The organism is Streptomyces sp. H51 (assembly GCF_035656535.1).
Classification (GTDB): domain Bacteria; phylum Actinomycetota; class Actinomycetes; order Streptomycetales; family Streptomycetaceae; genus Streptomyces.
Map to the genome: position 1 here is coordinate 106,346 of NZ_JAYMHD010000050.1, position 12,193 is coordinate 118,538.

At 71.4% G+C, this 12,193-nt stretch carries 13 protein-coding genes; 3 read left to right on the forward strand and 10 right to left on the reverse strand.

Features of this window, described 5'->3' with window-relative positions:
* The first annotated feature begins 136 nt into the window (after positions 1 to 136).
* Positions 137 to 586 (forward strand): nucleoside deaminase, encoded by a 450-nt coding sequence (locus VKA29_RS16540; RefSeq protein ID WP_324786411.1) that lies wholly within the window; start codon positions 137 to 139, stop codon positions 584 to 586.
* 39 nt (positions 587 to 625) lie between these two features.
* On the opposite strand, the gene VKA29_RS16545 is transcribed toward VKA29_RS16540, so the two are convergent.
* The 8 genes from VKA29_RS16545 to hemL form a co-directional block, all read right to left on the reverse strand.
* Positions 626 to 1,030 carry an SRPBCC domain-containing protein gene (locus VKA29_RS16545; protein ID WP_324786413.1) on the reverse strand — a complete coding sequence of 135 codons (405 nt, stop codon included), beginning with the start codon at positions 1,028 to 1,030 and terminating at the stop codon, positions 626 to 628.
* A 57-nt stretch (positions 1,031 to 1,087) separates the two neighbouring features.
* Positions 1,088 to 2,179 (reverse strand): c-type cytochrome biogenesis protein CcsB, encoded by a 1,092-nt coding sequence (gene ccsB, locus VKA29_RS16550; protein WP_324786414.1) that lies wholly within the window; start codon positions 2,177 to 2,179, stop codon positions 1,088 to 1,090.
* Positions 2,176 to 4,092, reverse strand: coding sequence for a cytochrome c biogenesis protein ResB (gene resB / locus VKA29_RS16555; protein ID WP_324786415.1), 1,917 nt, complete (start codon positions 4,090 to 4,092; stop codon positions 2,176 to 2,178). The genes ccsB and resB overlap by 4 nt, the downstream gene beginning before the upstream one ends.
* Positions 4,093 to 4,095: 3 nt before the next feature.
* Positions 4,096 to 4,866 carry a cytochrome c biogenesis CcdA family protein gene (locus tag VKA29_RS16560; RefSeq protein ID WP_324786416.1) on the reverse strand — a complete coding sequence of 257 codons (771 nt, stop codon included), beginning with the start codon at positions 4,864 to 4,866 and terminating at the stop codon, positions 4,096 to 4,098.
* A 1-nt stretch (position 4,867) separates the two neighbouring features.
* Positions 4,868 to 5,485 (reverse strand): TlpA disulfide reductase family protein, encoded by a 618-nt coding sequence (locus VKA29_RS16565; RefSeq protein ID WP_324786417.1) that lies wholly within the window; start codon positions 5,483 to 5,485, stop codon positions 4,868 to 4,870.
* Positions 5,486 to 5,562: 77 nt separating this feature from the next.
* Entirely contained in the window at positions 5,563 to 6,876 is a 1,314-nt protein-coding gene (locus VKA29_RS16570) for a polysaccharide deacetylase family protein (RefSeq protein WP_324786418.1), read from the reverse strand.
* Between the two features lie 166 nt (positions 6,877 to 7,042).
* The gene (locus VKA29_RS16575) at positions 7,043 to 7,690 is read right to left on the reverse strand and encodes a histidine phosphatase family protein (RefSeq protein WP_324786523.1); all 648 of its coding nucleotides are present in this window, start codon (positions 7,688 to 7,690) and stop codon (positions 7,043 to 7,045) included.
* Positions 7,691 to 7,722: 32 nt separating this feature from the next.
* Entirely contained in the window at positions 7,723 to 9,039 is a 1,317-nt protein-coding gene (gene hemL / locus VKA29_RS16580) for a glutamate-1-semialdehyde 2,1-aminomutase (RefSeq protein WP_324786419.1), read from the reverse strand.
* A 373-nt stretch (positions 9,040 to 9,412) separates the two neighbouring features.
* Here hemL and VKA29_RS16585 point away from each other — a divergent pair, with 373 nt between their 5' ends.
* Positions 9,413 to 10,051 (forward strand): hypothetical protein, encoded by a 639-nt coding sequence (locus tag VKA29_RS16585; RefSeq protein ID WP_324786420.1) that lies wholly within the window; start codon positions 9,413 to 9,415, stop codon positions 10,049 to 10,051.
* An 87-nt stretch (positions 10,052 to 10,138) separates the two neighbouring features.
* Here VKA29_RS16585 and VKA29_RS16590 read toward each other — a convergent pair whose 3' ends face one another.
* Together VKA29_RS16590 and VKA29_RS16595 are read right to left on the reverse strand one after the other, a co-directional pair.
* Entirely contained in the window at positions 10,139 to 10,537 is a 399-nt protein-coding gene (locus VKA29_RS16590) for a DUF4440 domain-containing protein (protein WP_324786421.1), read from the reverse strand.
* A 352-nt stretch (positions 10,538 to 10,889) separates the two neighbouring features.
* A complete protein-coding gene (locus VKA29_RS16595; RefSeq protein WP_324786422.1) occupies positions 10,890 to 11,465 on the reverse strand; it encodes a DUF6817 domain-containing protein in 576 nt (191 codons plus the stop codon).
* 24 nt (positions 11,466 to 11,489) lie between these two features.
* Between VKA29_RS16595 and VKA29_RS16600 the strand changes: the two genes are divergently transcribed.
* Positions 11,490 to 12,146, forward strand: coding sequence for a CGNR zinc finger domain-containing protein (locus VKA29_RS16600; protein ID WP_324786423.1), 657 nt, complete (start codon positions 11,490 to 11,492; stop codon positions 12,144 to 12,146).
* Positions 12,147 to 12,193 lie beyond the last annotated feature (47 nt).

Sequence of the window (12,193 nt, forward strand, 5' to 3'; positions counted from 1 at the left end):
GGCTACGGCTACGGCTACGGCTACGGCTACGGCTACGGCTACGGCTACGGCTACGGCTACGGCTACGGCTACGGCTACGGCTACGGCCGATCGACGGCGGTTGCCCTCGGGTTTCGGTCACAGGAGAGTGGGGCGCATGGATCCGGCACAGGCACGCACCTGGCTCACCACCGCCGTCGCGGAGGCCCGCGCCGGCCTCGCCGAGGGCGGCATCCCGATCGGGGCCGCGCTGTACGGCGCCGACGGCACCCTCCTCGGGCGGGGCCACAACCGGCGCATCCAGGACGGCGACCCCTCGGCGCACGCGGAGACGGCCGCGTTCCGGGCGGCGGGACGGCAGCGCTCGTACCGCGGCACGACGATGGTGACGACCCTGTCGCCGTGCTGGTACTGCTCCGGCCTGGTCCGGCAGTTCGGCATCTCCCGGGTCGTGATCGGCGAGGCGGAGACCTTCCACGGCGGGCACGACTGGCTGACGGAGCACGGCGTGGAGATCGTGCTGCTGGACGACCCCGAGTGCGTCGGGACGATGCGCGACTTCATCGACCGGCATCCGGCCCTGTGGAACGAGGACATCGGTGAGTGAAGGGGTGCGTGACCGCGCGCGACGCCCCCCGGGAGCGTCCTAGGCCCGGGTCTCCAGGACGTCGATCAGGCGCTCGAAGCGGGCCCGCCAGCGGGCCTCGGACTCGTGCTCGCCCTGGAACTCATGGGTGAAGCGGAGCAGGCAGCCGTCCTCACCGGCCCGTTCCAGGTGGAACCTGACCCTCCCGCCGCCCCGCAGCGTGTACTCGGCGACCCGGTCCACGTCCCACGCCGTGACCTGCCCGTCGCCCAGGTCGCGCAGGGAGACCTCACCGCCGAGCCGGGGCTCGAGGACGTCGGCGGCGGTGAACCACTCCGCGAGCCCCTCCGGGGTGGCCAGTGCCGGCCAGGCCTGCTCCATGGGCCGCGGGAGCCGCACCAGGAAGTGCAGGATGCGCGTGTTCCCGTGGGTCTGGCTGGTGCCCTGTTCGATGGAACCGGTCATGACACCAGCCTGACTCGCACGGGAACGTCGCGCACCCGAAGGGGTTGGAACCGCGTCCTACACGCCCGCGTAGGAGTGCTTGCCGGAGACGAAGATGTTCACGCCGTAGTAGTTGAACAGCCAGCAGCCGAAGGCGAGCAGGGCGAGGTAGGCGGCCTTGCGGCCCTTCCAGCCGGCCGTGGCGCGGGCGTGCAGGTAACCGGCGTAGGCGACCCAGGTGATGAACGACCAGGTCTCCTTGGGGTCCCAGCCCCAGTAGCGGCCCCACGCGTCGCCCGCCCAGATCGCGCCCGCGATGATGGTGAACGTCCACAGCGGGAAGACGGCCGCGTTGACGCGGTAGGAGAACTTGTCGAGGGTCGCCGAGGCGGGCAGCCGCTCCAGGAACGACGCGGCGAAGCGGCCGGGGGTACCGCCGCCCGCGAGCTTGTTCTCGTAGCTGTCCTTGAACAGGTACAGCAGCGTGGCGACCGCGCCGACGTAGAAGACCGCGCCGCACAGGATCGCCGTGGAGACGTGGATGTACAGCCAGTACGAGTGCAGGGCGGGCACGAGCTGGGCGCTGGCGGTGTACAGGACGGTGACGGCGAGACCGAGGTCGAGCAGGACCGTGGTGATCAGGAACAGCCCGAGCCAGCGGATGTTCTTCTTCAGCGCGAGCAGCGTGAGGTACACGCCGACGGCGACCGTCGAGAAGGTGATGTTGAACTCGTACATGTTGCCCCACGGCGCCCGCTCCACCGAGAGGGCCCGCGCGAGCACCCCGCCGGCCTCGACGAGGAAGGCGAGCGCGGTGAGGGAGACGGCGATCCGGCCGTAGAGGTCGCCCTGGGCGTCCCCGCCGTGCGCCCCCGGCCCGTCCGGCACGTCACGGGAGCCGGCGGAGGACCGCACGACGACCTTCGGCCGCTCCAGCACGGCGGTGCCGCCGGCCTTCTTGACGGTGACGGCGGGGGCCGCCGCCTTGGACGTCGTGGACGTCCTGGGCTCGGTGAGCGCGGCGGCCGTGCGGCCCACCTTGCTGCGGCTGCCGAAGAGCCATTCGGTGATGTAGGCGAAGAAGGCCAGGGTGTAGACGGCCATCGCGGAGTAGATCAGCGTGTTGCTGATGTTCGCGAGGTGTTCGTTGGTGGCGGCGGCGAGAGTCACTGCTTCTCAGCCCCTTCGGCAGGAACGACTTCGGGGTCGGGGGAATCGGAGGGATCGGCGGAGTCGGAGGGATCGGCGGGGTCGGTGGCGGCCGGGACGGAGTCGGGGCCGGAGCCGGAGCCGGAGCCGGAGTCGGCGTCGGGGCCGGAGCCGGAGTCGGGGCCGGAGCCGGAGCCGGAGCCGGAGCCGGAGCCGGAGCCGGAGCCGGAGCCGGAGCCGGAGTCGGCGCCGGGGCCGGGGCCGGAGTCGGAGTCGGCGTCTGCGTCGGGGGCGCCCGGCGCCTGGTCGTAGAGGATTCCGGCGAGGTCGCCGAGTTCCTCGGGCACCTTGGCGGACTCGCTGCGGCCGAGCCCGGCCATCTCGACGACCGTGACGCCGTCGGCGCCCCGCGTCGCCCGCACCCAGACCCGGCGCCGCTGGACGAACAGCGACGCGGCGAGACCGAAGATCGCCACCAGCGAACCGCCCAGCGCCCACCCGCTGCCGGGCTGCTGGGCGATCTGGAACTGCGCCCACTCCCGGACGTGCTTCTCGAGGGTGATCGAGCCGGCGCCGCCGGGGAGCGTCATGGTCTGGCCGGGGTGCAGGTTCTTGCGCAGCACCTGGCCGTCGGCCTTCTTGAACGGCTTCATGTTCTTCAGGTCGAGCTGGTACACGCTCTGCGGGATGCCCGAGTCGACGCCGAGGTCGCCGTGGTAGCCGACCAGGTTCAGCGTCGGGTTGCGCAGCGCCGGGAAGGTGGAGGCCGTCTCGCTGCCCACGGTGTAGGTCGGCAGGAAGAACGCCTGGAAACCGAGCTGCTCGCGGACGCCCTTGGCGTTGCGGTAGCCGTCCATCACCTTGATCGCGCCGGAGGAGGTGGCGAAGGAGTCCAGCGGCAGCAGCGGCACGGCGTCGCGGTAGACGACGTTGCCCTTGCCGTCGCGGACGGTGACGACGGGCGCGTAGCCGTGGCTGGCGAGGTACACCTTGGAGTCGCCGACGGCCAGCGGGTCGTTGACCCGGATCGTGGTGCTCTTCTCCTTGCCGTACGCGCCCACGCTGTAGTCGATCCTGGCCTGGTAGGTGCGCGGCGTGCCCCGGTTGGGGCCGGTCTCCTCGTAGGTGCCCCGGAAGTCCTTCAGGTCGAAGCTGAAGGGGGTGAGGTCGTCGGTGGTGAAGAGGTTGCCCGACTTGAAGTTGTCGTACTGGGTGATGGTGTTGGCGAAGCCGTCGCCCTCGACCACCAGCTTGTAGCCCTCGGACTTGAACAGCTGGCCCCAGGCGAAGGCGACCAGCATCACGATCAGCGCGACGTGGAAGGCGAGGTTGCCGACCTCGCGCAGATAGCCCTTCTCGGCGGCGACCGCGTCACCCGTGGGGTGCGCCCGGAAGCGGCGCTTCTTCAGCAGCGCGAGCGCGGCCTCGCGGACCTCTTCGGGCTCGGCGGCGGTGCGCCAGGTGGTGTAGGCGGGCAGCCGGGTCAGCCGGCGCGGGGCGGCCGGCGGACGGCCGCGCAGCTGGCCCACGAACTGCCAGGTGCGGGGAACGATGCAGCCGATGAGCGAGATGAACAGCAGGATGTAGATCGCGGAGAACCACACCGAGCTGTAGACGTGGAACAGGCCGAGCCTGTCGTAGACCGGCCCGAGGATGCTGTGGGCCTTGCGGAACTGGGTGACCTTCGTCGCGTCGATGCCGGTCTGCGGGATCAGCGAGCCCGGGATCGCGCCCAGCGACAGCAGCAGGAGCAGCAGCAGCGCCACCCGCATCGAGGTGAGCTGGCGCCAGAACCAGCGCGCCCAGCCGATCACGCCCAGCGCGGGCACGTTCGGCAGTTCCTCCTTGGGCGCGGTGGACAGCTGGGAGCCGGCGGCGCCCAGGTCCTGGTCCTCGCCCGTGGCGGGGGCGTTGTCGGCGGTGGTCTTGCTCATCGATCAGATCCCCACAGTGAAGCCGGCGGACCAGGACTGCATGTCCTGCACGAGGCGGTCCCAGGCGCCGGTCAGCAGCAGCAGACCGGTCACGATCATCATCGTGCCGCCGATCCGCATCACCCAGACATAGTGGCGCTTGACCCAGCCGAAGGCGCCGAGCGCCTTGCGGAAGGCGACCGCGGCGAGCACGAAGGGCACGCCGAGGCCGAGGCAGTAGGCGACGGTCAGGACGGCACCGCGGCCCGCGCTGGACTGCTGGGAGGACAGGGCCAGCACGGAGGCGAGCGTCGGCCCGATGCACGGCGTCCAGCCGATGCCGAACAGCGCGCCCAGGACGGGCGCGCCGGCCAGGCCGGCCACCGGCCGCTTGTGCAGGCGGAACTCACGCTGGGTCATCCACGGCATCAGGCCCATGAAGAAGAGACCCATGAGGATCATGAACGCGCCGAGCACCTTCGACAGGACGCCCTTGCTGTCCTGGAGGCTGTCGCCGAAGTATCCGAACAGCGCGCCGCTGGAGACGAACACGGCGGTGAAGCCGAGCACGAACAGGGAGGCGCCCGCCACCATCCGCCCGCGCCGGGCCTCGGCCAGGTCGGTGCCGGTGACCCCGGTGACGTAGCTGAGGTAGCCGGGGACGAGGGGCAGGACGCACGGGGAGAAGAAGGAGACGAGTCCGCCGAGCAGCGCGACGGGCAGGGCGACCAGCAGGGCGCCGTTGAGCACCGTGCCGTTGTAGCCCGTCGCGGCGAGCGTGGTGACCGCGCTCACGTCACTTCTCCGCGAGGACCGGGGCGACCATCTTGCGCAGCTTCTCCTCGCTGAGCGCGGCCAGCGAGCGGGCGGCGATCCCGCCGTCCCGGTCCAGGACGAGGGTGGAGGGGACGGCCTGCGGGTTGAGCGTGCCCTTCTTGAAGCGGAGCATCAGCTTGCCGGTCGGGTCGTACAGGCTGGGGTAGGTGATGCCCTGCTGCTTCTCGAAGGCGACCGCGTTCTCGATGCTGGTGTCGCGGGTGTTGATGCCGACGAACTGCACGCCCTCGTCCTTGAGGTCCCGGTAGACCGTCTCGAAGTTGCGCGCCTCGGCCCGGCAGGGGGCGCACCAGGAGCCCCACATGTTCAGGACGACGACCTTGCCCTTGAAGGACGCGACATCGACCTGTCCGCCGTCGACGGTCTTGCCCGACAGATCGGGCGCCGCGGCGCGTTCCCCCTTCTTCGCGGTGGAGATGCCGTCCTTGCCCATCACGAAGTTGGTGTCACCGCCCCCGCCCGAGGTGCCTCCCGAACCGCACGCGGACACGGTCAGCGCGGCGGCCGCGGCCAGGGCGGCGAGGGCGGCACGGCTACGTCGGTTCGAGCGCAGGGGGGCGCGGCTGGCGGCGGTCATGTGAAAAGTTTCGCATGTCCGTTCCGAGGATCTTGCGCACCCCCCTCACGGTCGTCCGGGGGCCGGAAACGCGCACGTCAGGCCGGGTTCGCGGAGGCGGTGGACGCAGTGGAGGCCGTGGAGGCCGTGGAGGCCGTGGAGACGTCGTTGAGGAAATCCTTCCAGCCACCGGCCGGCTGCTGCCCGACGTCGAGGGTGCGCAGCTTCGCGAGCACCTCGGGCTTCTGGACGTCCATCCAGTCGGCGAACTGCCGGAACGAGACGATGCGGACGTCCGCGCCCTTCTCCTTCTCCCGCGCGATGTGCTTCAGCGCCTGCTCGACGGCGTCCATGTAGATGCCGCCGTTCCACTGCTCGAAGTGGTTGCCGATGAAGAAGGGCGCGCGGTTGGTGCCGAAGGCCCGCTCGAAGCCCGATATGTACGCCTGGGCGGCCTGCTCGCGCCAGGCCGGGTAGTTGTAGGCGGGCGCGTTGGTGGAGTTGACCGACTGGTTGGCGAGCATGTTGTAGTCCATCGACAGGACCTCGAAACTGTGTCCGGGGAAAGGTATCTGCTGCAGGGGCAGGTCCCACAGGCCCTGCTTCTTGTCGGGCCAGACCTGCCGGCCGCCGGGCGAGGAGGCGTCGTAGCGCCAGCCGAGCTCGCGGGCGGTGGGCAGCAGGTTGTCCTGGCCGAGCAGGCAGGGGGTGCGGCCGCCGACGAGTTCCTTGTCGTAGTCGAAGGGCAGGGCGGGCAGGTCGGTCCAGCCGGTGTTGGTGCGCCACTCCTTGACGAAGGACTTGGCCTGCTGGATCTCGCTCTTCCACTGCTGGGGCGTCCAGTTGCCGACCGTGCCGGAGCCGGAGCAGAAGTGGCCGTTGAAGTGGGTGCCTATCTCGTGCCCTTCGAGCCAGGCGCGGCGGACGTTCTTCAGGGTGGCCTTGACGTGGTCGTCGGTGAGGTAGCCGATATCGGAGGCGCCGCGCGGGTTGTTGGGCGGGTCGTACAGCCGCTTCTTCGACTCCGGCAGCAGGTAGATGCCGGAGAGGAAGAAGGTCATGTGCGCGCCGTGCTCCTTGGCGAGGTCGAGGAAGCGCGGGAAGAGGCCGTTGCCGACCTCGCCGGCGCCGTCCCAGGAGAAGACGACGAACTGCGGCGGGGTCTGGCCGGGCTCGAGCGGCTCGGGCTTCTTCGGCTGTCCCGGCTGACTGCCGGTGAAGGAGGTCGAGCCGTCGCCGAGGGGACGGGCGGGCTGCCCGGTGGGCTTCTTGCCGTGCCCTCCGGAGCCTCCGGCGCCTTGGCCACGGGTCGACCCGTGGGACGGCTTGAGGCTGCCGCAGCCGGCGAGTCCCACGGTGGCCGCGGCTCCCGCACCGAGACCGAGCATTCCTCTCCGAGAGAGAGCGCGCATTCCAACCCCGTTCGTCATGTTCTCTGTTGGTTCACATAATCAGAGGACATGACGAACGTGGAGGTTCCGGCCCAGCTCACCGATTCCGCAACGAATGTCACGAGGACGTCATGGAGCGACCCGGAACCGGGGGAACCCGGCCCGCCAGGGGGACGTTTCGGACGTCTCAGGCGCCGAACGCCTTGTCCTTCCCCTTCACCGGCCTGGCTCCGGCGAGGAGATGGGCCGGGACGAGGTCGCGGGCCGGCTCGGAGTAGCCGACGGACACGATCCGGTCGCCCTGGTAGGTGAAGGTCGTCAGCGAGGCGAGCGTGCACTGCCGCTTGCGCGGGTCGTGCCACAGCCGCCGCCGCTCGACGTACGAGCGCACCGTCCAGATCGGCAGCTGGTGGCTGACCAGCACCGCCTCGTGGCCGCGGGCGGCGTCCTTGGCCGCGTCCAGCGCCCGCATCATCCGTACGACGATGTCGAGGTACGGCTCGCCCCAGGACGGCTTGAACGGGTTGACCAGGTACTTCCAGTTCTCCGGCCGGCGCAGCGCTCCGTCCCCGACGCCGAAGGTCTTGCCCTGGAAGATGTTGTCGGCCTCGATGAGCCGTTCGTCGGTGGCGAGGTCGAGGCCGTGCGCCTTGGCGATCGGGGTGGCCGTCTCCTGGGCTCGCTCCAGCGGGGAGGAGACGGCGTAGGTGATGTCGCGGCCGGCGAGGTGGTCGGCGACCCGGTCGGCCATCTGCCGGCCGAGCTCGGACAGGTGGTACCCGGGCAGCCGCCCGTACAGGATCCCGTCCGGGTTGGCGACCTCGCCGTGCCGCATGAGGTGGACGACCGTGAGGTCGCTCGGGGTGCTCACGCCGTCGCCTCCGCAGCGGCTCGGGCCGCCGCCGGGAGGGCGTCGGCGATCTTCTGGACGGCCCGCTCGTCGTGGGCCGTGGACACGAACCAGGACTCGAAGGACGAGGGCGGCAGGTAGACGCCCTGCGCCAGCATCGAGTGGAAGAACGCGGTGAAGCGGAAGGACTCCTGCTTCTTGGCGTCCTCGTAGTCACGGACCTCGCGGTCGGTGAAGAAGACGGAGAACATGTTGGAGGCGTTCTGCACCCGGTGCGCGACGCCCTCCTTGCTCAGCGCCTCGGTGACCAGCCCCCGGATCCGCTCCGACACGGCGTCCACCTTCCGGTACGCGGCGTCGTCGAGGAGGCGCAGCTGGGCGAGGCCGGCCGCGGTGGCGACCGGGTTCCCGGAGAGGGTGCCGGCCTGGTAGACGGGCCCGGCGGGCGCGAGGTGCGCCATGACGTCGCCGCGGCCGCCGAACGCCGCCGCGGGGAAGCCGCCGCCCATCACCTTGCCGAAGGTCATCAGGTCGGGCCGGACGCCGTCGACGCCGTACCAGCCGGCGCGGCTGGTACGGAAGCCGGTCATGACCTCGTCGGAGATGTAGAGGGCGCCGTTCTCCCGGCAGGCGTCCTTCAGGCCCTGGTTGAACCCGGGCCGCGGCGGCACGACGCCCATGTTGCCCGGCGAGGCCTCGGTGATCACACAGGCGATCTCGCCCGGGTGCCGGTGGAAGGCCTCCTGCACGGCCTCCAGGTCGTTGTACGGCAGGACGATGGTGTCGCCGGCCTGGGCGCCGGTGACGCCCGGGGTGTCGGGCAGCGCGAAGGTGGCGAGGCCGGACCCGGCGGAGGCGAGCAGCGCGTCCACGTGCCCGTGGTAGCACCCGGCGAACTTGATCACCTTGGACCGCTGCGTGAAGCCGCGCGCGAGCCGGATGGCGGACATGGTCGCCTCGGTCCCGCTGCTGACCAGCCGCACCTGCTCCACGGGCTCGACCCGGGCGACGATCTCCTCGGCGAGCGCGACCTCGCCCTCACCGGGCGTGCCGAAGGAGGTGCCGCGGGAGACGGCCTCCTGCACGGCGGCGATCACCTCGGGGTGGGAGTGCCCGAGGATCATGGGCCCCCACGAGCACACGAGGTCGACGTACTCGCGCCCGTCCGCGTCGGTGAGGTACGGCCCGCTGCCGGACACCATGAACCGGGGCGTGCCGCCCACGGCGCCGAAGGCGCGCACCGGGGAGTTCACGCCGCCGGGGGTGACGGCGGCCGCTCGGTCGAACAGGGCCTGCGAGACAGGCGCGTCGTATGAATAGGGCAATTCGCTCATGACCTGCGACTTCTCCGACCTTCTCCGACTTGCTCGGGATCCGGTTGCCAGTGACCTCATCAGGGTAGGCCAGCAGCCGCCGGCGGCAGCGGGCGCACGGGCGGGCACACGGGCCCGGTCCCGCCGCCCGGCCCCTGCCCGGCCTCCTGGCCCGGCGGCCCCTCCCCGAGCCCCGTGGTCTGCGAGACTGGGACCTGATACACACAGCTCACGAGCCCCATGACGCACACGGGCGTGGTCAGGGGCTCCGAGGATCCCGCGGAGAGGTATTTCAGCGCACGTTTCGGCGTGCGGCCGTGGGGGAGGTCACTGACACGATGATCGGGTTGCGCGGCGGGGGCCACGCGTCCTAGAAAAGCAGTCGGGTGGAGATATGCATCGCGGTGGCGGACTGGGCGAGGGGACTGACGACCTGGGTCCTCGACGTGCCCGGCGGGGAAGGCACCGACGCGAAGCGGAGGAATCTGCGGAAGCACTCAAAGGACACGGCGTACCGGGTGAGTCGGAGCGCGACGAACGACGTATGGAACGTCGGATCGATCAGCTCAGTACGGGAAGCAGGAATGGTGGTCGGGTGGGGGTGACGTACAAGTACTTCGGCGCGCCCGACGGCGCGACCGCGGCCCGCGTCCCGATCTCGATGCGCCCCGAGGAACTCGGCGGCGACGAACTCGGCATGGGCGGCATGTTCACCAAGATCAAGCCGGAGACGATGGCGGCGATGGTCCTCACCGGCATCGAGGGCGTCCCGCTGCACAAGGTGCCGCCGCTCGAGCTGGTCGTCCTGCACCCGGACTACGCGGTGGTGAAACTGCCCATGACGGTCGTCGACCCCCTGCGCGGCATAGGCGAGGAGGCGGTCGGCGCGGCGGCGTTCATCTGGTCCACGGTCCCCGACCGCGGCGGCCCGCGGGACGCGTTCAACGTCTACCAACTCCTGCACGAATGGCAGGACTTCAGCCACCGCCTGCACGAGGCGGGACACCAGCCGTACTGCCTGGTCTGGCCCTGACCCGGGATCGCCCCGGGGCGCTCGCCCCGGGGCTTCGGACCGGGGCGTGGCCTGTGCCGGCGGCCGTGCGGGGACCGGCGGGTGACGTCAGGGCTGGTCGTACCAGGCGAACGCGGAGATCCGCCAGCCGTCCGGGGTGCGGACGAACTGGATGGTCTTGGTCCCGCCGCCCTCGTACGGCTCGCCGTCCAGGACCCCGGACTTGCGATACCCGCTGAGACGCGACGCGATGTCGCCCACGATCTCGGTCCGCTCGGAGACCTCCCACTCGGAGAACTCGACGAGCCGGCCGTCGGTCAGCAGCCGCCGGCGAGGCTCGATGAACTCCTCCACGGTGTAGACCGTGAACTCCGGACCGGACTTGACGATCACACCGTTCGGAAGAACCAGCCGGCGGATCCGGGCCACATCGGCGACCTTGCCACCCCGGTTGTCGAAGGCGCCGAAGAACTCGGCCGTCACCGCGTCGATCTCGGTCTTGGACACGGCGCGACAGTAACACCGAAGGGGCGCCCCAAGCAGCCGGCAGCGTGCCGCCGGGCGCGCGGCGAGGGCGGGGCGGGCCTCGGTCTCGTCCCGACGGCGACGGGGCGGCCGTTCCACTGCCGCGGCCGCCCCGTCCGAAGGCTTCCGGTGAGCCGGGGTTCGCACGGGTGGTGGGAGCGGGGCTCTCGGGTCCGCCCGCTCCGGTGCCTCCTGCTCCGCCCGCTCCGGTGCCTCGGCAGGGCCGCCGGACGGCGCGGGGCGCGAACGGCGGCAACGAAGGTCGTCGAGCCGTCGGTGGCAAGGCCGGGGACGGCAGGGTCGGGGGCGGTCCCGCTGGGGTCTGCCCCACTGGTCACGCGGCCGGGCGGCTGCGCGTCCCGCGTCGCACCGCTTCCCACGCGTCCGCGGACAGCAGGTGGCGGACGGGCTCCAGCACCAGGCGCAGCCCCGCACCGTGCCGGTCCGCCAGTTCCCTGTTGTGCTCGAACACGTCGAGCTCGTTCGCCGCGGTGATCTCCAGGAAGGCGCGCAGGTCCTCGGTGGCGGGATCGTGGCCGGTGCCGGTGAACCGGTCGGTGAAGACCGGCCGCCGCTGGCCGCCGAGGCGCGGATAGGTGGCCGCCCGGTCGCAGCTCGCGTACAGGTACACCAGCGCCTCGGCCCGCTCGCCGACCACGGCGGCCAGGACCGGGCGGTCGTCCAGGCTCAGGAGTGATCTGGCGAAGCCGTCGGTCCCGTAGGCCGCGTGGCAGAGACCGGCGAGCTGGACCTCGTAGGGCGCACCCCAGTCCGCCAGCCGGTGCCTGACCCGGATCAGGTGTTCCAGGAGCGTCCCGCCGGGGTGCGCCAGGTCCGCGGCGTCCCGGGAGCGCAGGAATTCCTCGATGCCGTGCAGGTCCGCGGGTGCGGCAGCGTTCGGATTCTCCATCACATCACGAGTTATAGTCGTGACGTGAAGTGGGACGCAACACCGCCCGATGACCCGCCCGCCGCGGAGCTGGAGTTCAACTTCCGCTCGGGGCGGCTCTGTCTGGCGTTCGTGGCCACGGTCGGCGAGCGCTGGCGCCGGAACATCGAGCGGCTGCGCGACCCCGCGGATCTGGCCCGCTGGTACCGCGAGGCGGGTCTGCTCGACGAGACCGTCACCGTCACACCGGCCGGGCTCGACACGGCCCGCGCCGTGCGCGAGGCGGTCCACCGCTGCGCGAAGGCGCTGATCGCCGGGCGCCCCGCGGCCGAGGCCGACGAAGCCCTCATCAACGCCGCCGCGGCAGCCGCGCCGCTGGTCCCGGTGCTCCGGCGCGGGGCGGCACGACTCACCACCCCGGCCCCCGGCGCGGAGTCGGCCGCCCTGAGCACGGTCGCCCGCGACGCCGTCGACCTGTTCACCGGCGCGCTCGCCGCACGCGTCCGGGAGTGCGAAAGCCCCGAATGCGCGCTGCTGTTCGTCGACACCAGCCGCCCCGGCCGCCGCCGTTGGTGTTCGAGTGCGGCATGCGGCAGCAGGGACCGCTCCGCGGCCTACCGCCGGCGCCGCCGGGCCGGAGCGCCCGGACAGCCGGCCAGGCTGGAGCCCCCGGACAACCGACCGGGCCGGAGCGCCGGGTAGCCGTCCGGGCCGGAACCCCCGGACAACCGACCTGGCCGGAACCCCGG